Below are 23,633 nucleotides of genomic sequence, written 5' to 3'. Positions count from 1 at the left end.
ATAAGGGAATTATTATGTCGTTATTATTAAATTGTGATTTAGGTGAAAGCTATGGCTCTTGGACTATGGGCCTAGATGCTGCGGTAATGCCGTTTATTGATCAAGCAAATATTGCTTGTGGTTTCCATGCTGGAGACCCTTTAGTTATACAAAACACTCTATCATTAGCAAAAACACATAATGTTATGGTTGGTGCACATCCTGGCTATCCAGATTTGGTTGGTTTTGGACGTCGTTCAATGAAATGTTCAAAACAAGAAATTGTTGCTTTTATGCATTATCAAATGTCTGCTATAAGTGGCATGGCCCAAACTCAAGGTTTAACGTTAGTCTATGTAAAACCTCATGGCGCTTTATATAATGACATGATGGCAAATATTGATGTGCGAGCGGCAATTATGGAAGCAATTGCTGAATTTCCATACCCGATTACCTTAATGCTGCAAGCAACACCAGCCTTTAAAATTCATCAACAAGAAGCGAAGCAGTTAGGCATAAAACTATGGTTTGAAGCCTTTGCCGATCGTTGTTATGACGATGATGGCAAACTGCTAGCCCGTAGTAAAGTAGGCGCCGTACACAATAAAGAAAAAATGATCGCGCAAGTCGAACAACTTTGTAGCCATGGCACAGTAACAACAGTTAGTGGTAATACTTTAGCGATTCATGCAGACACATTATGTGTGCATGGCGATAATATGGATGGCGTTAATGCTATTGAAGAAATTAGAGAGCGTATTTCTAAATGAAAATTGAGCTAGCGGGTGAAAATTCGTTAATCATTTATTTTGGTGATAGTGCATCACCAGAAGTATCAGCACAAGTACAACAAGCATCAATGCTACTTCAAGATGCTCTTGCGGATGTATTAATTGACGTCGTTCCGTCTTATGCATCTTTACTGGTTATATATGATGCGTTCTTAACTGATAACTTTCATGTGCAAGCAACTATAAAACGTACATTATCTAATAATTCAACAGCCGATGTGACAACAGGAAAAGTGGTGACATTACCCGTTTATTACTCGTCAGAATCTGGTGCAGACTTAGAACGTTTAGCCGAGCTAGCAAACTTATCTGTAGATGAAGTCATAGAGATCCATCAAAAAACTGAATATCGGGTTTACGCTATTGGCTTCGCACCTGGTTTTGCCTATTTAGGTGAAGTAGACGCGCGTATCGCGGCGCCTAGGCTTACTACTCCTAGACTTAAAGTACCTCGAGGAGCGGTAGCTATTGCTGATAAACAAACAGCAGTTTACCCAGCTGAATCTCCTGGCGGTTGGAATATTATAGGATCATGTCCTGTGCGAATGTTTGATCTTATGGCAACACCAACAATGCCGGTAGTTGTTGGAGATACGGTAAAATTCAAGGCGATTACTCGCGATGAATTTATCGCCTTAGGTGGCAAGTTATGAACGAATCAACTTCTTTAGGATTTAGAGTAATTAACCCTGGAATGTTAACTCTTATTCAAGACTTAGGTCGATTTGGTTGTCACAGTATTGGCTTAACCATTGGCGGTCCATTAGATTCGAGTGCATTTAAATGGGCAAATAAATTGTGTGCAAATGCTGACAATACTAGCTGTTTAGAGATTACTTTTGGTGGATTAGAATTAGAAGTACAACTTGATACAACTTTTTGCGTCACAGGTGCTAAATTACCGCTTACAATTAATGGTCAAACAAAACCACAATGGCAATCTTTATCTGTCTATAAAGGCGATATCGTAAAGTTAGGCTTTGTGAGCGAAGGAATGCATGCATATCTTGCTGTTGCAGGTGGGTTCAATATCAAACCAACATTTAATAGTGTAAGCACTGTTGTTCGTGAAGGAGTAGGTGGCTTTGATGGCGGAAAAATATTACAAGGTCAAGTATTACCATACACTACAAGCAATACTGCTCATCACAATAAGTTAAATAAGCCTCCGACTTATGATACTGCAGTTAGTTTAAGAGTAATACTAGGCTACCAACATGAAGCATTCTCTCAAGTTCAAAAAGGGATTTTCTTCTCTGGTAAATATTCCGTATCACAAAGCTGTGATCGGATGGGATATCGATTAAATGGTCCTAAAACTAAACCTTCAATAGATGGTATTTTATCTGAAGGTATTTGTTTAGGAGCTATACAAGTGCCTGCTGATGGCCAACCCATTGTGTTAATGAACGATAGGCAGACTATTGGTGGCTATCCCAAAATTGGATCTGTTCTATCGATAGATTTAGCTAAATTAGCTCAATGTGGACCAGGTGCTACAGTTACTTTTGAAGAGATTTCAATTGAACAAGCACATAACATTTTACATATAGAAATGGCATTAATAGAACTAAATCCAGTAGAACCTATTGAACTTCTATTAAATTAAGTATTTAAAGAGAGAAATTTTGACTGATTTAAATAAAAACCAATCAAACCATAGAGATATTGAACTAAGTAAGCAAATTGAAGATTTACTTGTCGCTCGAAATCCACGCGGTATGAAAGATGTACAAACCGCACTACAGCCTGGGTATTATCTTCGAGCAGCCCAACGTCTACAGGGTTTAACCGGAACAATTTTAATCGGAACAGGATTTCCTGTAACTGATACATTTGAAACAGATGGACCAGTAGGGGCTATTGCTCTATATAACGCACTAGAAGAACTAGGTGCTTATCCCATATTAGTTGGTGGAGAATCATTTTTAAGTTTGACTGAAGATGAGTATCGAGTACATAAACTGTTAGAAGGTGATTTCACCCATGCAAAAGAAGAAGCAATAGCTACGCTGGCTAAGCTTAAACCGCAAGCAATTATATCTATTGAACGTCCAGGTCTTGCTGAACACGGTGGCTATTTTAATATGCGCGGTGAAGATATAAGCGCTTATTGCGCCTGTTTTGATCATTATTTAAATGAAGCAACATGTTCAACAATTGCCATAGGCGACGGTGGCAATGAAATAGGGATGGGCAATATAACACAAGCAATTTCAGGTTTAGATATCACTCCTTCCGTAACAACATGTGATGAGCTGCTAATTGCCGACGTTTCCAATTGGGGGGCCTATGGGATCCTTGCGTTATTAGGTATGTGGTCAAATATTGACTTGCTAGGTAAGGTAGACCCAACTGCTGTCCTTAAATACATATCGGCAAGAGGCAGCGTGGATGGTGTTACCCGAGAAAATAATTTAACTGAAGACAGTTTTCCACCATCGTATGGTGATGAGATTATTTTGAACCTGCGCAAGTTAACCAAATTTATTTAAGATTAGAGAGTAATATGAGTATTGTATTTTTAAACGATTCGTTTATGCCTATGCAGCAGGCAAAAATTTCCCCAATGGATCGTGGTTTTTTGTTTGGTGACGGAATTTATGAAGTTATCCCGACCTATGACACAAAATTAGTCGGTTTTGGTCCTCATATTGCTCGCATGCAAGAGGGAATGAACTTAATAGGTATAAAGCTCGATTGGACAGAAGACAAGTGGCGTGAAGTTGTTGATGCACTCATTGAAAAAAATGGTGGTGGCAATCTAGGGATTTACTTACATGTAAGTCGTGGTGCCGATATTAAACGCGCGCATGCATATCCAAATAATGTAGCTCCTACGGTGTATGCTTTCGCTTTTGAAATTCCAGCAGCAAACGTAGCAGATAAAGCTATTGCTAAAACATATAAAGTAAATTCAACAGAAGACTTACGCTGGAAACGTTGTCACATAAAGTCAACCGCTCTATTAGGTAATGTAATGCATTACCAACATGGCTTTGAACAAGGCTGTAATGAAACATTATTATTTAATGAAAACAACGAACTAACTGAGGCAAGTGCTTGTAATGTTTATGTTGTTAAAGATGGTGTTATCGCTACACCACCTTTAGACAATCAAATTTTACCTGGTATTACTCGTTTGATTTTACTCGACATTCTTACAAAAGATGGCTCATTGAAAGTTGAGGAACGTATAGTTACTATGGAAGAAGTTGAAAATGCTGATGAAATTTGGCTAACTAGTTCAAGCAAAGAAGTCGCACCTGTAGTAGAACTTAACGGTAAAGCTGTTGGTAACGGTGAAATCGGTGATGTTTGGCTCGCAGCACAATCACTATTTAGTTCAGGAAAATATAATTACTAATGGCTCGTCCTACTAAAGCATTAATAAGTCAAAGTGCGCTATGTCACAATTATCAAGTTGCGCAAGAATTAGCACCTAACTCTAATAATTTAGCCGTGGTAAAAGCAAATGCTTATGGCCATGGTGCCGTTGTAATTGCATCTATTTTAGAGCCTCTAGTACCTGCATTCGGTGTTGCCTGCATTGAAGAAGCTCTTGAGCTTCGAGCCGGAGGGATAAGCAAGCCGATATTGTTATTAGAGGGTATATTTAGCAACGATGAAGTTGAAATAGCTGTTACGAACAATTTTTGGATCATGGTTGATAACTCTCAGCAAGCTGATTGGGTGTTAAATGCTAATATTTCACAGCCAGTTAACGTTTGGTTGAAAGTTGACACTGGCATGCACCGTTTAGGGGTTCAACCTAAGCTGGTAAATGATATTTATTTAGCATTAAAAGCCAGTGTTAATGTTTGCGAAGAAATAGTGTTAGCAACTCATTTCTCTAGTGCTGATGATCATGAAAGTTCGGAAACGAAAAATCAAATTAAAATCTTTAATGAAACTAAAACACTGCTACAAAAATCTTTAGCTGATAGCGAAATTATACCTTGTAGTTTGTCCAATTCAGCCGGGTTGCTTGCTTGCCCTGAAGCTCGATTAGATTGGAACCGAGTTGGTTTTATGCTTTATGGTAATTCACCTTTGACTAAAGACAATGAAGCGTCAAAACGATTAAAGCCTGTGATGACTCTAATGTCAGCAATTATTTCAATTCGAGAGATTGCAGCAGGGCAGTCAGTTGGCTATAACCAAACTTGGACAGCTACACGAACGACCAAAATTGCCACTGTAGCTATTGGCTATGGTGATGGCTATCCAAGGGGGGCAAAATCTGGAACGCCTACATTGATTAATGGTCAAATAGCTCCTTTAGCGGGGCGTGTATCTATGGATATGCTCACTATTGACGTTACTGATATCAAAGACGTTGATATTGGCGATGATGTGTTCTTATGGGGACCAGAACTTCCTGTCAATGAAATTGCGAAGTATTCTGATACCATTGGCTATGAAGCCTTAACTAGAATGCCAAAAAGAACACCAAGTATTTTAGTCGATTAGATTTTTTAGTACAATTTTGACTTACGTTTTCACTTTTTAAACAGTCTTTGTTGGTTTTTTCTGCAAACAGTCAAATTTTATTAAATTAATTAAAAAAATTTAGATTTAGGCCTTTACAAGTGCGTCAGCAATCTTTAATATTCGCGTCATTGGTGAGATGGCTGAGTGGTCGAAAGCACCGGTCTTGAAAACCGGCATGGGTTTGTAGCCCATCTAGAGTTCAAATCTCTATCTCACCGCCATATTTTAAAGAAAAACCTAATCGAAAGATTAGGTTTTTTTTCATCCATAAAAAAGGCATGGGTTTGTAGCCAACTCATATTTAAGAGTTCAAATCTCTATCTCACCGCCATATTTAAAAGAAAAACCTAATCGAAAGATTAGTTTTTTTTGCCGGTAATAAATTGTAAATTTGTATTTCCATACGGCAGTTTTTCTGTCATTCCTACAATTTTTAGTTATGCTTAATATATCAGCAAATATTTTCTCTTATATTCCTGAGGGCGTTATGGCGATAAGTACTAAAAAGCTAACATTATTTTATTTTTTTAGTTTGTGCGTTTTTTTAACCGCCTGCTCATCTAAACATGCAGGTCTTGTTGATATTGATACAAGTAAACTACTTAATGATGAAGCTTTTCCCTCTTATACGAATTACCCCATAGAAACTAAAAAACAAATATATGCTTTAGACAATGAAATGAACGATTTTGTGCATAGCAGTCTTATGCATGAACAAGATCCATCTAAACGGGCTCGTCTGTTATTAAAAAAACTATTTCACCGCTCCCCTGAAGACTTAAGGTATCAAAATGGGGCCAATTTAACCGCTACTCAAGCTTTTCATCAAAATACAGCTAATTGCCTTTCCTTAACTATATTAGCCTATTCCTTAGCTAATGAAGCTGATTTAACAATTAAGTTTCAAGAAGTATTGATTCCTGAGTATTGGATACGAGAGGGCAGTTATAACATGTTAACCGGGCATGTTAATTTAAAAGTTGTTGGTGATTCCAAGTCACCTTTTGTAGTTGTATGGAATGGCAAAGAAACTGTTATTGATTTTGACCCTTATAGTGTTAAAAAACATTTTCCTAAAAATATAATTTCAAAAAATCGTGTTACTGCAATGTTCTACAATAATAAGGGTGCACAAGCCTTGGTTAGAAATGAATTTGATTTAGCCTATGCGTATTTTAGAGCATCAATAAAACAAGAACCTGATTTCAGTCCTGTGTGGGGAAATTTAGGCTTGTTATATAAGCGAATTGGTCTACAAGACTATGCTGAGCAATCTTATTTAGCATCTGTTAATTATAATTACAAAAATTATAATGCTTGGAATAATTTAGCGATCTTAGTTACAGAACAAGAAAGACATGAAGAAGCAACGAAGATATATAGTTATATTCATAAAGCCAGAATGGAAAACCCTTATTATCACGGTTTATTAGGTGATGAAGCATTTTATAATGGCGAATATAAATTAGCGATCAACCACTATAAAAAAGCTAAATCTATGTTAGGTAAAGAACATGAATTTTATTTCGGATTAGCTAAATCTTACTATAAATTAGGCAACTATAAACAATCTGAGTACTATTTGTTAAAAGCTAAACGTTATGCAAGATTCAAAGATATTGAGGACAAATATCAAAGTAAACTTAATTTATTATCACGGTTATAATGGCAATAATATTTAAACGTTTGCGTGTGCAAGTTGCTGGGCTCATCTGTGTGTTTATTAGTTTTCATCTGTTTGCTTTTCAAGGTAATAATCTTCAGTTAATCGAACACCTAAAACAATTGTCTTCAAAGTCGTTTTCAGGGCGATACCCAGGCAGTCATGGGCACACACTAGCGTCTAAGTATATAGTTCAGCATTTATCTACAACAGACGCTACCAGCACATCTTTTAGTGAACAGTTTCAGTATGAACATGGTTTTAGTAGTAAAGTAGGGCGTAATCACCTTTTTATTAAACAAGGTAAGTTATTTAAAAATAAATTTATTATTATTTCAGCACATTACGATCATCTAGGTAAAAAGTCTGGGAAAGTTTATTACGGTGCTGATGATAATGCTTCTGGTACGGCGGCATTGTTAAGTTTGAAACCCTGGCTAGAATCTATTGATACTCATTATTCTCTGGTTCTACTAGCTACAGATGCTGAAGAACACGGCTTTAAGGGGGCTAAAGCGTTTCTTACAGACTCAAAAATTAATAAGCAAGACATCGTTTTTAATATTAATTTAGACATGATTTCCTACGGAAAGAAACATAAGTCATTGTATGTTGTTGCTTCCAGAAATAAAGCTGAACTTAAAACATTAGTCGAACATGTAAATCAAACATCACCAGTGAATTTTGTTTTTAAGAATAGACTCAATAATCGTGAAATTTCATCAGTAAGATCGACTATTAACCTACATAAAGCTAGTGATCATTACGAATTCCATAAAGCTGGCATCCCTTATTTATTCATCACTGGCGAAAATCATAAAAACTACCATTCGCCAAACGACACTATTAAAAACATTAATCTAGGTTTTTATACAAATGCCTTTGAAAGTATTAAAAATCTTATCTTCGAAGTAGATCAAAACTTATCGCAAAAAACTTCAATTTGAACATCAAAAATGATCCATATACGTTATAATCATGTTTTGTTTATTTAAGTAACGGTTTATCGGCTCTAAGAAGTCAAAATTGTTCAATCCATGGGAAATAATAGTATGGATAAGAAATTTATCACTGCGCAAGAACTTCTTGAAGATTCTTTTCGTGTTGCACATAAAGTATATAAAGATGGTTTTAAACCGCAATTTATTATTGGTATTTGGCGTGGCGGTGCACCAATTGGTATAGCAGTGCAGGAATATTTTGATTACAAAAAAATCGAAACCGATCATATTGCCGTTCGTACCTCTTCGTATTACGGCATAAACCAGCAAGCAAAAGAAATTAAGGTACATGGTTTACATTATCTTATAGAAAATGCCAACGCTGATGATTCACTATTAATTGTTGATGATGTTTTTGATTCAGGAAGAAGTGTTGCGGCCTTAATCGAAAAAATTCAAGAACAAATGCGTTTAAACACACCTAAAGATATTAGAGTGGCGTGTCCTTGGTATAAACCGCAAAATTCAAAGGTTGATATCGTACCAGATTACTTTGTACATTCTTCAGATGAATGGTTAGTTTTCCCACATGAATTATCAGGTTTATCTAAAGAAGAAATTATTGAAGGAAAGAGCGATCTATCCAACATTCATGACATTATATTTGAAGATTAATAGAACTTAAATATTCCTGTTGTTTGAGAAGGGCACCTAGGTGCTCTTTTTTGTTTAGGGATATACTCATATACGAAGGAGAGGGATGACCTTTGGAGTGTATTTTCATTTCAGGATGACACAGGCTAAAAACAAAAAAGGCCTCAAAAGAGACCTTTATATCAAATAACTAATTATTTATTAGAATTTGTATGTAGCACCAAGTAATGCTGTAGTACCTGAATCTTCAGTTACACCAGGTGCATCTGAAATTGAATCACCATAGGATGTTGCTAAAACTGCACCAATTAATGTCCATTTTGGCGCAATATTGTATGTACCTACCAAACCTACTGAAACATTTGTTGCACTGTCTGGGGTAAATGCATCTGAATCAAAAGCACCTGAGTAGTAGAAGTAGTCTACAGCATCTTCAGAAAGAGCCTCTGCTTTAACCATCGCAGTTAATGTACCTTTTGCTGAAGCAAGGAAGGTATATTTTGCGGTGATATGCATTTCACCACCACTATCTTCTTCAGAAGAGCCGAGTATAGAAGCATCAATGCCAAACATACCTGATTGCCATTTTACGCGTAAGCCTGCTAAACCAGTATCATCTATTTCACGGTCAAGAGGGCCGTCACCTTTATCGTAACCCTTACGAGATTGTGCAACTAAACCAACACGGAAACCAGTATCTTGTGGTTTCCACGCCCACCAACCTAATTTGTTGTATTCAAAGTAAAAGGTATCGTTATAATTAACATTGATAAGCGGTACAGCGGTCGACTCAGTTTCGTCAACACCAGCAAAAGTAGGAGCATTAACAACACCTAGACCAACAGATGCATTCCAACCTGACGTTGCTTCAGATGGAGTGTCTGGTACATCACTAACACTACCTGCAACACCTGAACCAGCCACAGCTGAAGTAGACGCTAATAATAGCGACGTAACTAATAATTTTTTCATTTTATTATCCTTAAAGACAAATACAAACCTAGGGTAAGGCTAATTATTTTTTTAAAAGGGAATTTGCTTAATTCCTCTTGATAGTAAGTATTAGTTTAAAATGCGAACTATGCAAGAAAATATAAGTAAAAATTACAATTTTCTAATAAAAATCATAAAGTTGTAAACGACTGATTACAAAGCCGGTTATTTATTGAGCTAAATCAAATTGTTTAATTAAAATATATGTATATAAAGCTTGCCTTAATTCAATTTATTACTAACAATCATATACATAGAACTTCAAATATATCTTGTTTAGGCGTTACTTACAGTGAAACAAAAGCAATTTGCTTGTTATGAGTGCGATACATTAATAACAATCACTTCTATTAATGAAGGGGAAGTTGCTAGCTGCCCAAGATGCCATCATCATATTTTAGATAAAAAATACGATTCAATAAATCGAACACTAGCAATTAGTGGGACCGGTCTTTTACTGTTTATCCCTGCTACATTTTTCCCATTAATGTCGATGCAATTACTTTCAGTAGAAAGCTCGGCAAGTTTAATGTCTGGAATATCTGCGCTTTGGCAAACAGAGTTGTATTTAGTCGCCACCTTAGTATTTGCTTTTTGTGCTTTAGCCCCTTTAATTAAACTCACAACCGCATTTTTAGTTTGTTTTGGCTTTAAGCATAATCGTCATCAACATCCAATATATAAACAATTATTATTGTTTTACCATCACGTTGATAGTTGGGAAATGTTAGAAGTATTTTTAATTGGCATATTAGTGTCTATTATTAAGCTAAAAGATATGGCTGATTTGTCTTTTAATCTGGGGTTGTTGTGTTTCTCAGCACTAATGCTATGTGTGTTATCGTTAAAAATAACCCTGGATAAACAAATGATCTGGGATGACCTCAACTATGAGCGATAATATAAAGTCGACAGAAGAAATACAAACAGCAATGTCTCAGGGATTGGCTCAATGTCATGTTTGTAATTTATTAGTTGAAATTGAGGAATCTAAAGATAATTATTGTCCGCGCTGTGACAGTAAAATACATCTGAGAATTTATGATTCATTACAACGCTGCTGGGCACTAACTATTTGTTCGCTTATCGCTTTTATACCTGCAAACGCATACCCAATAATGACAATTTTGTATTTTGGAAAAGGTCAGCCCGATACTATACTTTCTGGTATTTTCCTTTTAATTAAACTCGGTATCTACCCAATAGCAGCTATAATATTTTTTGCCAGTTTTGTTGTTCCCTTAGCAAAAATAGTTGGTTTATTTGTTTTGTTATTCTCGTTAAGAAATAGATCAAAATATACAAAACTGCAAAGAACTAAAATGTATCGTTATATTGAGTTTTTTGGTAAATGGTCAATGCTTGATGTTTTTGTAGTCGCCTTGCTGGTTGCCTTGGTTGAAATTGGTGCAGTAGTTGAAATAGTAGCCGGTCCAGGAGCCACTGCTTTTGGTATTATGGTTATCATTACCATTTTAGCTGCTAACAGTTTTGATCCACGTTTATTGTGGGATAAAAAATATGATATTAATTTATCCAATCAAATTAAAGAAGAAAAATAAAGATGAATGAAGAACAAGCTGTAATCTCAAATAAGTCACCAATATCTTCTATATGGCTATTGCCTGTTTTGGCAGCGTTAATTGGTTTATGGCTATTATTCAAATCTTTCAGTGATGCTGGTGTTGATATCATAATAAAAACAGATAGTGCTGAAGGCATAGTTATTGGAAAAACTGAAGTTCGCTACAAGGGCTTTCCTGTTGGATTAGTAAATGACTTAGATTTAGAAGATCTAAATACAGTTTTGGTTTCTATCGAAGTCAACAATAGTGTAAAGCAATACCTTTCTGAAAACTCATTGTTTTGGTTGGTTAAACCAGAAATAAGTCTATCAGGTGTGTCAGGATTAGATACTGTAATAACAGGAAACTATTTTGAAATATTACCTGAAGTAGGTAATGAATTTATAAAAGAGTTTACCGCATTAAAACAACCACCACCTAAATCTGAAGATGCACCTGGTCTACATGTAACTCTTCATGCAAAAGAGCTTGGCTCTATTTCTCATGGTAGTAGTGTTTTTTACAAGCAAATAAAGGTTGGTGAAGTATATGGCTATGATTTTGCTGAAGACAAAAGCCATATTAAAATTAATATGTTAATCGAAGAGCAATACAAAAACTTAGTTAAATTGAATTCGCGTTTTTGGAATGCCAGCGGTATTGAAATGGCAGGGGACTTATCTGGTTTTAAATTAAGAACTCAGTCTCTTTCTTCTATTATTGGCGGTGGTATAGCTTTTCACACTCCTGAATTAGGCGATACAAAAACAATAGTAGAAAACTTCACTGAATACCCTCTCTTTGAAGGATTTGACGAAGCAAGAGCTGGAATCATTGTTAAAATGAATTTTCCTCGTAATAGTGGTATTAAAGCAGGTATCACTAAAGTTATTTTTGAAGGCGTTGAGGTTGGAACTATAGAAGATTTTGTTTATAACCAGGCCAAAGGTGGCGTAACAGCGAGTGTTTTATTTGATCCTAGATTAGAACCGTATCTTCTAGAAAATATGGAGTTTTGGCTTGTTAAGCCGAACATTAGCTTAGCTGGGGTTTCTAACATTGATAGGCTTCTTAGTGGTACGTATGTTTCATTTAGACTCGGAGATGGTCAGCCTAGCCGTGAATTTGAAGTTTTACCTTCAGTGCCTGCTCTTAAATTCACTGAAGAAGGATTACACCTAAATATAGTCTCGGACAGTGTAGATTCATTATCATTTGGCTCACCAGTATTTTATAAAAATTTAAAGGTTGGTAGCATTCAGGATCATAAGTTGTCCGATAATCAACGCTTCTTTAACGTTCATATTCATATTGAAAAAGAATATGTACATTTAGTTAACTCAACATCTGTATTCTTTGAACAAGGTGGTGTTGAGGTTTCAGGCTCTTTAAAGGGGTTTACCGTAAAAACGGCACCAATACAATCAATGTTAATTGGCGGAGTATCTTTTCATACCATTGATTTTGATAATGCTGATGTGGTTGAAAATGGCACGTCTTTTGATTTAAACAGAAATTTTGAAGACGCGTTAAATACTGAATTAGTAACAATTATTGCAGATAATAAATATGATTTAACTGCTGGTATTACCAAATTAATGTTTGCTGATAAGCAAGTAGGTACAGTTAAAGACATAAAACCTAGTTCAGACTTAAAGTCATCTATATTAACGATTGGCTATCATCGCGATTATAAAAATTTATTTAAAGATAATTCAAAAATATGGATTGTGGAGCCTAAACTTTCCAGTGGCAATTTAGCAGGCTTTAGTGCGTTACTTACAGGTACATTCATACAAGTTAAACCTGGTAACAGTACTAAATTTAAAAATAGTTTTGAATTATTAGATAAAGCACCACCATCGTCAGCTGATGATGATGGTTTACAAGTCAGGTTAATGTTAAAAAATGCAGGCTCAATTGAAAAAGGTACACCAATAACCTACATGAAAATGGTTATTGGTTTAGTCGATTCAGTTAACTTTAGTGATGATGGAAAATCTATAGAAGTAGCCGCTACAATTGAAGATGATTATAGACACTTAGTAAGTACAAGTTCTCAATTTTATCAAAGTAGCGGTATTAGAGCACACGCAGATATGACTGGTATGACCGTTCAAACTGAAAGTTTGCAGAGTATAATTAGAGGTGGAATTGCCCTAGATAATACACGTGCAAACTTGGATGACTTAGCCGTTGAAATGAGCGAATTTGTGTTACATCCAAACGTTGACACAATGAATCAATCAGGAAAAGAAGTAAACTTAGTGTTTAATGAAGTGGTAGATATTAAAGTTAATGCTACGGTTCGACATGCAGGCCACATTGTTGGGCATGTTATGGCCGTTAATCTTAATGAAGATTTAACCAAAACCAAGTTATTGCTAACATTAAGTAAGGATCATCCACAATTAAGCTCTTCTGGCTCTAAGTTTTGGTTAGTGAAACCCGAAGTTAGTGTGGCAAGAGTTGCTAATGCTAAGGCTTATTTTACCGGAAACTACATTGGTGTTTTACCTGCAGTTGGTGAAGATAAAACTGATTTCGTTGGGCTAATAACCGAGCCTGTAACAACAACTAAGCCAAATGGTGTAAATATTGTTCTCACCAGTGATGTTAAGGGGTCTATAAATATAGATAATCCAGTTTATTATCGTCAAGTAAAGGTTGGGCGAGTTCTTGGTGTTAACCTTAACGATAATTCTGATGGCGTTTATGTTTATATAAATATAGAAGAACAGCATAAACATTTAGTGAATAATAAAACTAAGTTTTATAATGCCAGTGGTATTAAAATAGATGCGGGTTTATTTTCAGGGGTAAAAGTTGACACTACATCGATTGATGCTATTTTAGCTGGAGGCATTGCATTTGCAACACCTGAAGATAATCAAGCCACAGCTATCGATAATGGCCACATTTTTGAATTAAATTCTGAAGCTGAAGAAAACTGGCATAACTGGAAGCCAAGCTTTAAACAATAATAAAAGGTCAAAGAGAGTCATGAACATAAATTGTAAAGTTCATGACTCAGTATAAATCTACAATGAATTCTCAACGAATAAATCTACAATGAATTCTCAACGAATAAATCTAATAGTAACAAAAACTACACACGATCATTTTATAAAACCTTAAGCTGGGCAGCTATTTTTGTTTCCATTATATATTTGGCATTCGACAGTTCCATTTAAATTACATAAACCAATAGTTTCAGTAGCGTTTGATTTATTAACTTATTAAGCATTTAGTTTATTTAAACGTACATAAATGCCGATAACCAATCGCTAGGGGCTATTTCTTACATTGAAATGTCCGTTAATGTTAATTAGTGGACATTTGGTTTTAAAGTATTTAACATAGGCTCTATTGCTGTTGGTTAATTAAAAGTAACAATTGGCAAATATTTACCTTACTACTTAATAATAATAACTTTGGTACTTTTCTATGTCAGATGTTTTCAACGCTGAGCCATTATTTGATTCTCATCGCTATTTTCAACTTATACATAAAAACACATTATTTTGTGATGATAACCCAAACGTAAAATCTTTTGTTGAACTTGTCTGTAACTCTGTACCTGATGCTTTAGAAGATTATCGTTACACCAAAGAGTTTCTTCAATCTAAAGGCCGCCGTAATGAAGCTACATATAATTTGTTTCGTGGCGAAACTGAAAAGTTTTTATTGTGGTCATGGCTCATCGCTAAAAAATCTGTGGTGCAATTAAAGCGTCGCGATTTAGAAACCTACATTGATTTTATTAACAAGCCACCACATTACTGGATTTCAGATAATGTTTATCGTCGCTTTGATAATCGAAATGGCATTCGTGATATTAATCCAGATTGGCGCCCGTTTGCTATTAAAATTCCTAAAGCTCAACGCCTAGATAATATTGACCATAAACAAAAAAAACTAAATTACAAATGCTCGCAAGATACACTTAAAGCTACGTTTTCAGTGCTTAATGTTTATTATGATTACTTAGTTACTGAAGATTATGCGTTTGGCAATGCCATTGCCTCAGTCAAGAAAGATTGCCCGTATTTAATCAAAGACAGCTCTTTTACTGAGGTTAAGCGATTATCTAGCTTACAATGGGATTATATCCTTGAAAGCGCGATTAAAATGGCAGATGAAAATGAAGATCATGAACGCAGCCTATTTATCATTGCGAGTTTAAAAACCTTATATTTACGTATTTCAGAGCTATCTGAACGCAGTAATTGGGCACCTGTTATGGGCCATTTTTGGCAAGATAAAGACAAAAACCACTGGTTTAAAGTATTTGGTAAAGGCTCTAAGCAACGAGATGTATCAGTGCCCGACTCTTATATTGGTTACCTTGAACGCTATCGAGAATGCCGTGGTTTATCGGGTTACCCGTTATCTAGTGAAACAGATCCGTTGATCCATAAACTTAAAGGCTCTGGCGGAATGACATCAAGGCAATTACGCCGAATTGTCCAGCAAGTTTTCGACTTTGCTTACGAACAAATGGTTAGAGAAGGCTTTAAAAATGAAGCTCAAACATTAAAAGAAGCAACAACTCATTGGCTTAGACATACTGGTGCTTCAATGGACATAGATTCAAGACCATTAAAGCATATGGCTGATGAGCTTGGTCATGCAAGTATGGGAACTACAGATAGAGTTTATGTTCAGTCTGATCACTTAGAGCGTGCCAAATCAGGTAAGAAACGTCTTATTGAAAGTAGATAGTAAAAAAGGGGTCAGTACCTTTTACTGTTTAAACTAGTAAAAGGTACTGACCCCTTTTTTGTTGCGGCTACTCTGCCGCTTTAGTCTTTTTTGCTTTAAATGTATGAGAGTTAGGCAATGTTAATGCCAATGCTGGATCAAGTCTTACATTGTGCCAATTTACTCGCCAATCAAGATGAGGACCAGTTGAGCGCCCTGTCGAACCAATTTCAGCAATTGGTTGGCCTTGTAATACTTTATCACCAACTTCAACTTTGCTTGCGCTTAAATGTAAAAATGTAGAAGTAATGCCGTGACCATGATCAATTATCAATGTACCGCCAGAATAAAACATATTCGGTGACCAAAGCGTGATAATACCCGCCGCAGGAGATTTTACCGCAGTACCTTTGGGTCCTGCATAATCTAATCCGTAATGAGGGTTTTTAGGTACACCATTGTAAATCCGTTGACTACCATAAACACCTGTAATTCGTCCTGTAGCTGGAGCTTTAAAACCATGGGCAAAATCTATATTATCTGATGAAATCGCCCTTGCCGCTCGAATTTGTATACTGTCTTTGGCAATTTGTTTTAATGCTTCAGCACTTGGCTCCATAATTTTTTTATCAATGCCTTCAATGCTTTGAACATTATATTTACGCTTAGTTGGGGTTAAATACTGCAGCAATTTTTCACCATCAGTTTTTACTATTTTAAGCTCATGAGTTTTGTCATCATCTCGGGAAAAACCTAAGGTAAATAAACCGTGACGAGATACTTTCAATGGATCTTTGTCTAAATAGACCGCATTACCAGGATTCGTACTACCTACGACTAGACCGCCTTGAGTTATATCGCCATCAAGCTCAAGTAATACCTTTGCCTGTACTGATTGACTTAAACATACAAATAATAAGCCAGTAACTACTTTATTTATTGGAAATTTCTTAAGCACTTGCTATTGCTCCTTTACCTACGCCTTCAAATGCAACAACTCTATAGTTATTAGCGTCGTTTTCTGCTTTTAATTGTCTGGCAATGTAATCTGCTAATAGTTCAACTGTAGAATCACAATCAACTATTTCCAGTGTGCCTGCTCTTACCGCAATGTCAAACCTTCCTTGCGGTGCATAGTAAGAAAAGTATTGATGATCGGGTTTTAAATTAGCTTTTGCATGGTCTGACAATTCAACTTGGCTTGACAATATTTGATCAGAATTAGTTGCCAGATAAATATCTTTCCAGCGTTTACACCACATTTCCTCAAGTTCAGTTGAGCGCGCTTCATTTTCATAAATATGAATTGTAGAACGATGACCATGCGCTATTCGCTGGCAATTTCCATCATGTTTTTTCAAACCATGGGTGTAATGGTAATATTCGCCATTGATATTCTCAGCGCGAAGGGTTAATTTTATACCTTGCACGTTTTCTGGAAGCTGTTGTTTTATAACAGTTTCAAGGTAACGCGTTACGTTAACTTCGTTAATGTAATCGGTTTCTATTTGTGCAAACGCTTCACTCGGAGATTGTAAGAACAAGCCGTTATCTTTTAGATCGAAATCAACATATAAATGCTCACTTCGACTAGATTTAGAAATTGAAATGTCAGTATTTAGTGTAGGCAACACTAACTTGTGATCAACACTTTCATCAATAATGGCTTTAATTTGTTTTTTAACAATGCCAAAATCTAACACCATACTTTCAGCATTAAGATCACCGGATAACAGTACATCAACTATCCAACTTTCACCTACAACTCCCCTATCACTACATAAGTACGAGAAATCGATAACAGTTAAATCATTAACAAATAGCTGCATGTTTTTCATCTGAAACTACCTACTTAACTTGCCATAAAATTTGTTCATTCGCGCGAATTGGTACTACAACATCGTTTCCAAACGGCATAGTCGCCGGAACATCCCAGCTTTCTTTAACTAACGTTATAGAGTCTGTATGGCGTGGCAGCTTGTAAAAATCTGGACCGTTGAAGCTAGCGAAACCTTCAAGTTTATCCAGAGCATTTTCTTGCTCAAATACTTCAGCATAAAGCTCAATTGCGGCATGTGCGGTATATGAACCTGCACAGCCACAAGCATTTTCTTTATTCGCTTGTGTGTGTGGTGCGGAATCGGTACCCAAAAAGAACTTCGTGCTACCACTGGTTGCAGCTTCTACAAGTGCTTGCTGATGAGTGTTGCGCTTAAGTACTGGTAAACAGAAGTAATGAGGGCGAATACCGCCAACTAGCATATGGTTGCGGTTAAACAATAAATGATGAGCCGTTATAGTTGCAGCTACATTGTCACTAGCATTGTTAACAAAATCTACCGCATCTTTTGTAGTAATATGCTCAAGCACAATTCTTAACTTAGGGAAGTCATTAACAACAGGCGTTAATATTCTGTCTATATATGCTTTTTCACGATCAAAAATATCAATATCGTTATCAGTCACTTCACCGTGAAGTAATAATGGCATATCTTCAGCTTGCATAGCTTCAAGTACTGGATAGATATTTTTAATATCAGTTACGCCAGAAGCTGAATTCGTTGTAGCGCCTGCAGGGTATAGCTTAGCCGCATATACAATGCCACTTTCTTTACATGCTTTAATGTCTTCAGCGGTTGTATTATCCGTTAGATATAACACCATTAACGGTTGAAAATGCTCTGATTCGTTTACCGCTTGAATTCTATCAAAGTAATCTCTTGCCTGATCTGCATTCATCACTGGTGGAACCAGGTTAGGCATAATTATAGCGCGACCAAAATATCGGCCAGTGTCTTTAACGGTATCTTTAAGTACATCACCATCGCGTAAATGTACATGCCAGTCATCTGGACGAGTAATTGTTAATGTAGTCATAAGTTCCAACTTATTCAGCTTACAAAAAAGTAAGCAAATTTATATATTAATATTGCTGCTAATCCTAGCTTGCCTTACTTTTTAAGGCAATAAAATCAACACTTTATTACACTTTAATTAAATGTATTAACTAAAATTGATTTGAAGTTTCTTGCTGATTTTGGTTTGCTTCTTGCTTGAGCTTTTCATCTTCAGCAGCGGCAAGTAGTTTCATTAGTTGTTCTTTTAAATTCGGTGGCACTTTATGTATTGTTAACGAACCTTTTAATGGGTTATAGGTAACGTCTGTTCCAAAGTGTGAACGCTCAAAACTAACGCTGATACCAGCACCAACACCTGAATATTTTGTTACTTTGTTAATAACAGCTTGATCATGTGGAAAGCTATTCTCTATTTCATATTCATTTTCTTTACAGAAATTAAAGAACTCTTCACCATTATCTTCATGCGGTATAACTTGTGACAACTCTTGTAAGTCTACTTCTTTACCAGTTTGTTGTTGTTCCTTACAGTAAGAAAGTAGCTCTTTACGAGTCTTTTGCTTTTCTTCAGGGTTTAACTGGTTCACATTTACAAAATCTTCAACCGCTTGCACTAATACTTGTGACTGCTGTTTAGGGTTAACGCCCTCTTCACAGCCTAAAAAGTCTAAAAAGAAATCAGATACTTTACGGCCTGCACGCCCTTTAATAAATGAAATGTAACGAGCCTTTTCAGGTGAGTCAGCATAATCAAATAAGTCTATACGGGCAGCAAGTTGCATTTTAGAGCTATCAATATGTTGGTCAGCAGCTATATTTAACTCACCATCGACATAATAATGTTCAGTAACCGGTAATAAACAAACAAATAAATAACGACCACCAAGCATTTCATAGTGGCAAGTTACTAAATAACCTGTTTCTGCGAGGTCATATTTTTCAAGCTCTTGTTTTAACCTGATACAAGCTTGGTTTGAAAATGGAATAAATTGCTCTTGATCGTCTAAATAGTCTTGCATCAACTTTTTAAACGGTTGTGATACGTCCTCGCTAGGTTCATCTTTAAATGCACCATAGGCTTTACTACCTTTGCTGTTGTACGTATTGTGAAGAGATTCAATGAAATTTGTAATTTTTTCATTGATTTCAATAAGCCCTTTACTTGAAGTTATTTTAACTTCGGAGCTATTTTCTGCTTTAGTTAGATAATGCAGATCGATATTGGTTATAATTAAACTCATAATAATTGGTCAGTGTTAACTTGTGTTAGGTTTTGATAAACTAAATGCTATTAAACTAAAACCCCTGTAAAAGGATGTAATTTAAAAAATAATGCCTATTGTATCTAAATATTCTAATGAACGTGTAGAAAAGATCGTTCAAGACTTAATTGATGTACTCGTTAATGAAGAAGCCTCTACGGATCTTGCCTTAATGTGCCTTGGTAACACATTATCAACGATAATAAACAATCAAGTTCCCGAAAAACAAAGAGAGGCTATTGCCAAAAACTTTGCAAACGCACTAGCTCAATCAACAAAAACAATAAAATAACAAAATTTCAAGAATATTTATATGGTTACTACAGAAAATAGTTCATACAGTAAAAAACTATTGCACCTTATTAGTTGGGGACATTGGTTTACCTTCTTTAATATTGGTGCAGCATTATTAATCGCTATAATATTTTTGGATGCCGAAGGCCTTCCTGAACAAGCAATAGGTAAAGTATATATGCTTACCAATTGGCTTAGTCATATGGCCTTTTTAACGTTTATTACCTTTGTACTGACAGTGTTTCCCCTAACCCTGTTATTTCCAAAAACTCAGTTTATTCGAGGCGCCGCATCATTTATCTTTAGCTTTGTCCTTTGCTTATTAGTTATTGATGGCTTTACTTATGCTGAGCTTGGTTATCATTTAAATACAGACTCAAGCTCACAGATATTTGCATTATTAAAAGAAAAATTTCAATTTGGGACGGTATCTTTAACCACCTTTAATTGGATAATATTTATTGCCATTTTATTATTTCAATTGGTAATGAGTAATTATTGCTGGAAACATCTTAAAGAACTTCAGCAAAGGAAAGCACCAAAATATTTTATTGCTGTTTTTGTTTTTTCTTTCTTTGTGTCACATTTAATCCATGTGTGGGCTGATGCAAAGCTTGATTATAGTGTGTTAAGGCAAGACACTGTATTACCATTCTCATATCCATCGACGGCTAAAACGTTACTCACCAAATATGGTCTATTTGATCGAGCAGACTATGAGCAACGAAAAAATAATCCTTTTTCATTTACTAATAAGACACCAGATTACCCAGAGCTTAGCCAAGAATGTAAAAATGTAACTACTCCGCAACATTCTACTTTTTTGGTGTTAAATGATAAGATTTTAACTGATAATCAAATTAAACAATTTAACCTAAGCTCAAGTGTAAAAGGCAGCAAATTAGTTAATTACATTGATAATGCCAGTAACTATGATGCCTGGTTCAATTTACTTTATGGTCTTCCTACCATTTATCAAGAAGATATGAAGAGTCAGCAGTCGGTACCTATGCTGTTTAAACAAATTGAATCAACAAAACTCGATACATCAATTAATGTATTTGCTAACAAAGAACAACCGTCAGATTTGCCACTGTGGATTTCTAAATTATTTACTAATCAAAGCCAGTACGAAGATATATCAAGTTTCCTGTTTGCTGATAAATTAAATGGCCTAAAACCTGGTTTACACGTTTTTTATTTTTCAGGTCAAACAGATTATCAGTATGAACTGTTTGTAAATGCCCTACTGCTTGCTCAACAACAAAAAGAGTTCAAAGACATTATATGGCTTAGCTCTTTGGGTAATGCATCGGATAAAACATCATTAACACCAAAACCTGCCTTATTTATTTTTCCTGAAAGACAAAGTAAGACAATTAATGAATTAACCAGTGTTATGGATGTGCAAACCACGTTAATGAAAAATTGGTTCAATTGTCGTTTAGATTATAAGAGCTACAGTAATGGCCATAATATTTATCGAGTAAAAGATGATAGATTATTCGCTAATACCACTGAAGATGGATTGTTGGTGATTAAGAAAGATAAGAATCTATTTATTGACTCTCAAGGAAATTTTGAAACTTATTCTACCCAATTAGATACATTAATCAGTGAAGACTCTGATTTTCCAATGTTAATAGATGGAGTGAAACTGATTAATTCATTTAGTTTACAAAACAAACCTAAAGAACAGATTAATAATTAAACAATCAACCACTTAAGTTAAATTTTAACTATGCTTTAGTTAAAAACTTAATTACTATTGAAGAGTCATTTATATGGCTCTTTTTTTACTTCAGGGATGAAGGAATGCCAACTAAACATGGATGTTATAAAGTTGGCTCACTTCAGGGATGAAGGAATGCCAACTAAACAAGAATGTTATAAAGTTGGCTCACTTCAGAGATAAGGAATGTAAATTGCCATGAACGGCTTTAAATTTGTAAATTGAAACAGTCGGGGTGTAGCGCAGCCTGGTAGCGCGTGCGTCTGGGGGACGTGAGGTCACAAGTTCGAATCTTGTCATCCCGACCAATTCTCTATACTAAGAAGCCTTTATGGCTCTTTTTATTATAATTAGAACCCTTAATTAGCTTGTTCTACATAGCTTTTAAGGCAACTAGCTAATTCAACTGCTTCTCTATTCATTTTTTAGTCTTGGTAGTAATGTTGGCAGTACTCCTAAATTTTATTAAATTAAGTACTCCAAAATGACTAAAACAATGAACACTTTAACTAATACACAAGAATTACGCCGTCAGTTTACTTGCCCTTCTTCTCTAGCGTAAAGGGCTTTTACCATTATTTTTAAAAGCTGAAAATACTTTTAAGGTTTTATTTCAAAACTCCATAATGTAGAACAATATCGTGTTGCAATAGGTTATTTGCCCATAAATCCCTAACTTAGGTTTGATGTTTGCAACAGCAAGTAGATTGCTGTTGCAATAGATTTTACTTGCTAGAGACGACAATAATATTTATTGGTGAGGAGTCGTTGTTCGCCAATTCAATTATTTTAATATCATCTACACTGGCTTTAAACTTTTTTGGGGCATATCTGTTTAGATATTTCGTGGTTTTGTTTGCACCATATAAAGCGGCAAAATGGGTGACATCTATATTATTACAGAAAAGATTCTTAGTAATGTCTTTTGTGCCGAGTTTATCCATTATGATGAGCTGTCTTAACTTTATTAATTCATTGTTTGCCGATGCTATGCAAATTTGTGTGTTTATGGAGTTGTTTTGTGCAACAAAATTGAATTTAGTATCACCTTGAGCGGCGACCTGCAACGTAGTGGTTAATGCTATTAATGCTGTAAAGAAGTGAGTAAGTCTCATAGATCCTCCTGTTAATTTTGACTCAACAAGTAAGATTAGTTAATGATTGTATTATTACGGCATCAAAAATATGATTTAAACCTGATTTAAACCTGATGATTAACAGTTAAGATGTTTATTCTATTTCTGGTTTGTAAACGCTCTATCTAGATTCACCTAACTAAGATTTTTTAAGTAAAATACTCCTATAACAACGTTTATGCCTTGAGGTTTTACTTCAACACGGAGACTGTTTGACAGAGCTTCTACTCCAAACTTACCAGCACAATAAGCATAACCAAATGGCATCGTTAAATAACCACCATAGGAGGCAATATTTATTAGCGTTCCCTTTGCCAAACGCAAAAAGGGCAGACTTTCTTGGCTAGTTAAGAATGTACCGATTAAGTTTGTATTTATTACCGCTTGAACTTCTTTTGTGGTGATGGTTTCACATGGCATCAGTAAAGCAATGCCATTACAATTAATAACTGCAGTTAATCCATATTCTCCTAGAACAGAAGTCACTTGAAATGCATTTTCAATATAATTACGGTCTTGTACGTCTATCGCTATTGGTAAAACAGGTGTATTTGATTAAGCAAATAA

General features: G+C 35.4%; 22 protein-coding genes and 2 tRNA genes. 17 read left to right on the top strand and 7 right to left on the bottom strand.

The genetic code is table 11. The features are described 5' to 3' along the window. The first annotated feature begins 14 nt into the window (after window positions 1-14). The 10 genes from RGQ13_RS10285 (at window position 15) to RGQ13_RS10240 (ending at window position 8,543) form a co-directional block, all read left to right on the top strand. Window positions 15-749, top strand: a complete 735-nt coding sequence (locus RGQ13_RS10285) for a 5-oxoprolinase subunit PxpA (RefSeq protein ID WP_348389662.1) — start codon at window positions 15-17, stop codon at window positions 747-749. Continuing rightward, the gene (gene pxpB / locus RGQ13_RS10280) at window positions 746-1,423 is read left to right on the top strand and encodes a 5-oxoprolinase subunit PxpB (RefSeq protein WP_348389661.1); all 678 of its coding nucleotides are present in this window, start codon (window positions 746-748) and stop codon (window positions 1,421-1,423) included. Before RGQ13_RS10285 ends, pxpB begins: the two co-directional genes overlap by 4 nt. Further along, on the top strand, window positions 1,420-2,379 hold the full coding sequence (locus RGQ13_RS10275; RefSeq protein ID WP_348389660.1) for a 5-oxoprolinase subunit C family protein: 960 nt from the start codon (window positions 1,420-1,422) through the stop codon (window positions 2,377-2,379). The genes pxpB and RGQ13_RS10275 overlap by 4 nt, the downstream gene beginning before the upstream one ends. 19 nt (window positions 2,380-2,398) lie before the next feature. Beyond that, window positions 2,399-3,265 (top strand): glutamate cyclase domain-containing protein, encoded by an 867-nt coding sequence (locus RGQ13_RS10270; RefSeq protein ID WP_348389659.1) that lies wholly within the window; start codon window positions 2,399-2,401, stop codon window positions 3,263-3,265. A gap of 14 nt (window positions 3,266-3,279) precedes the next feature. Continuing rightward, a complete protein-coding gene (locus RGQ13_RS10265; protein ID WP_348389658.1) occupies window positions 3,280-4,137 on the top strand; it encodes an aminotransferase class IV in 858 nt (285 codons plus the stop codon). Further along, entirely contained in the window at window positions 4,137-5,243 is a 1,107-nt protein-coding gene (gene alr, locus RGQ13_RS10260; RefSeq protein WP_348389657.1) for an alanine racemase, read from the top strand. The genes RGQ13_RS10265 and alr overlap by 1 nt, the downstream gene beginning before the upstream one ends. A 151-nt stretch (window positions 5,244-5,394) precedes the next feature. Continuing rightward, window positions 5,395-5,485, top strand: a tRNA-Ser gene (locus tag RGQ13_RS10255). A 266-nt stretch (window positions 5,486-5,751) separates the two neighbouring features. Beyond that, window positions 5,752-6,930, top strand: coding sequence for a tetratricopeptide repeat protein (locus RGQ13_RS10250; protein ID WP_348389656.1), 1,179 nt, complete (start codon window positions 5,752-5,754; stop codon window positions 6,928-6,930). Continuing rightward, complete coding sequence (locus RGQ13_RS10245; RefSeq protein WP_348389655.1) at window positions 6,930-7,874, top strand: M28 family peptidase; 945 nt, start codon at window positions 6,930-6,932, stop codon at window positions 7,872-7,874. The genes RGQ13_RS10250 and RGQ13_RS10245 overlap by 1 nt, the downstream gene beginning before the upstream one ends. Before the next feature lie 105 nt (window positions 7,875-7,979). Then, the gene (locus RGQ13_RS10240) at window positions 7,980-8,543 is read left to right on the top strand and encodes a phosphoribosyltransferase (RefSeq protein WP_348389654.1); all 564 of its coding nucleotides are present in this window, start codon (window positions 7,980-7,982) and stop codon (window positions 8,541-8,543) included. Between the two features lie 180 nt (window positions 8,544-8,723). On the opposite strand, the gene RGQ13_RS10235 is transcribed toward RGQ13_RS10240, so the two are convergent. Beyond that, window positions 8,724-9,494, bottom strand: coding sequence for a MipA/OmpV family protein (locus RGQ13_RS10235; protein WP_348389653.1), 771 nt, complete (start codon window positions 9,492-9,494; stop codon window positions 8,724-8,726). Between the two features lie 313 nt (window positions 9,495-9,807). Between RGQ13_RS10235 and RGQ13_RS10230 the strand changes: the two genes are divergently transcribed. The 4 genes from RGQ13_RS10230 (at window position 9,808) to RGQ13_RS10215 (ending at window position 15,805) form a co-directional block, all read left to right on the top strand. After that, complete coding sequence (locus tag RGQ13_RS10230) at window positions 9,808-10,416, top strand: paraquat-inducible protein A (RefSeq protein WP_348389652.1); 609 nt, start codon at window positions 9,808-9,810, stop codon at window positions 10,414-10,416. Beyond that, window positions 10,406-11,077 carry a paraquat-inducible protein A gene (locus tag RGQ13_RS10225; protein WP_348389651.1) on the top strand — a complete coding sequence of 224 codons (672 nt, stop codon included), beginning with the start codon at window positions 10,406-10,408 and terminating at the stop codon, window positions 11,075-11,077. The genes RGQ13_RS10230 and RGQ13_RS10225 overlap by 11 nt, the downstream gene beginning before the upstream one ends. 2 nt (window positions 11,078-11,079) lie before the next feature. Next, window positions 11,080-14,064, top strand: a complete 2,985-nt coding sequence (locus RGQ13_RS10220) for a PqiB family protein (RefSeq protein WP_348389650.1) — start codon at window positions 11,080-11,082, stop codon at window positions 14,062-14,064. A gap of 463 nt (window positions 14,065-14,527) precedes the next feature. Next, complete coding sequence (locus RGQ13_RS10215; RefSeq protein ID WP_348389649.1) at window positions 14,528-15,805, top strand: tyrosine-type recombinase/integrase; 1,278 nt, start codon at window positions 14,528-14,530, stop codon at window positions 15,803-15,805. Between the two features lie 67 nt (window positions 15,806-15,872). Here RGQ13_RS10215 and RGQ13_RS10210 read toward each other — a convergent pair whose 3' ends face one another. From RGQ13_RS10210 to yejK, 4 genes are all read right to left on the bottom strand, one after another. Then, window positions 15,873-16,742 (bottom strand): M23 family metallopeptidase, encoded by an 870-nt coding sequence (locus RGQ13_RS10210; RefSeq protein ID WP_348389648.1) that lies wholly within the window; start codon window positions 16,740-16,742, stop codon window positions 15,873-15,875. Further along, window positions 16,735-17,613: a 6-carboxytetrahydropterin synthase gene (locus RGQ13_RS10205; RefSeq protein WP_348393398.1), complete on the bottom strand. Its 879-nt coding sequence runs from the start codon at window positions 17,611-17,613 to the stop codon at window positions 16,735-16,737. Before RGQ13_RS10205 ends, RGQ13_RS10210 begins: the two co-directional genes overlap by 8 nt. 19 nt (window positions 17,614-17,632) lie before the next feature. Then, window positions 17,633-18,661 (bottom strand): dihydroorotase, encoded by a 1,029-nt coding sequence (gene pyrC / locus RGQ13_RS10200; protein WP_348389647.1) that lies wholly within the window; start codon window positions 18,659-18,661, stop codon window positions 17,633-17,635. 130 nt (window positions 18,662-18,791) lie between these two features. Then, window positions 18,792-19,883, bottom strand: coding sequence for a nucleoid-associated protein YejK (gene yejK / locus RGQ13_RS10195; RefSeq protein ID WP_348389646.1), 1,092 nt, complete (start codon window positions 19,881-19,883; stop codon window positions 18,792-18,794). 91 nt (window positions 19,884-19,974) lie between these two features. Here yejK and RGQ13_RS10190 point away from each other — a divergent pair, with 91 nt between their 5' ends. The 3 genes from RGQ13_RS10190 to RGQ13_RS10180 all read left to right on the top strand — a co-directional run bounded on the left by RGQ13_RS10190 (window position 19,975) and on the right by RGQ13_RS10180 (window position 22,238). Continuing rightward, window positions 19,975-20,196 (top strand): YejL family protein, encoded by a 222-nt coding sequence (locus tag RGQ13_RS10190; RefSeq protein ID WP_348389645.1) that lies wholly within the window; start codon window positions 19,975-19,977, stop codon window positions 20,194-20,196. A gap of 21 nt (window positions 20,197-20,217) precedes the next feature. Further along, window positions 20,218-21,909, top strand: coding sequence for a DUF3413 domain-containing protein (locus RGQ13_RS10185; RefSeq protein ID WP_348389644.1), 1,692 nt, complete (start codon window positions 20,218-20,220; stop codon window positions 21,907-21,909). Window positions 21,910-22,161: 252 nt separating this feature from the next. Continuing rightward, window positions 22,162-22,238 (top strand) — tRNA-Pro (locus tag RGQ13_RS10180). 417 nt (window positions 22,239-22,655) lie between these two features. Here the strand turns inward: RGQ13_RS10180 and RGQ13_RS10175 are convergent. After that, a complete protein-coding gene (locus RGQ13_RS10175) occupies window positions 22,656-23,045 on the bottom strand; it encodes a DUF3718 domain-containing protein (protein ID WP_348389643.1) in 390 nt (129 codons plus the stop codon). 156 nt (window positions 23,046-23,201) lie between these two features. Beyond that, complete coding sequence (locus tag RGQ13_RS10170) at window positions 23,202-23,600, bottom strand: SDR family NAD(P)-dependent oxidoreductase (protein ID WP_348393397.1); 399 nt, start codon at window positions 23,598-23,600, stop codon at window positions 23,202-23,204. Window positions 23,601-23,633: the final 33 nt, after the last annotated feature.

Source organism: Thalassotalea psychrophila (assembly GCF_031583595.1).
Lineage (GTDB): Bacteria > Pseudomonadota > Gammaproteobacteria > Enterobacterales > Alteromonadaceae > Thalassotalea_A > Thalassotalea_A psychrophila.
This window is presented reverse-complemented; position numbering and strand designations above follow the sequence as displayed.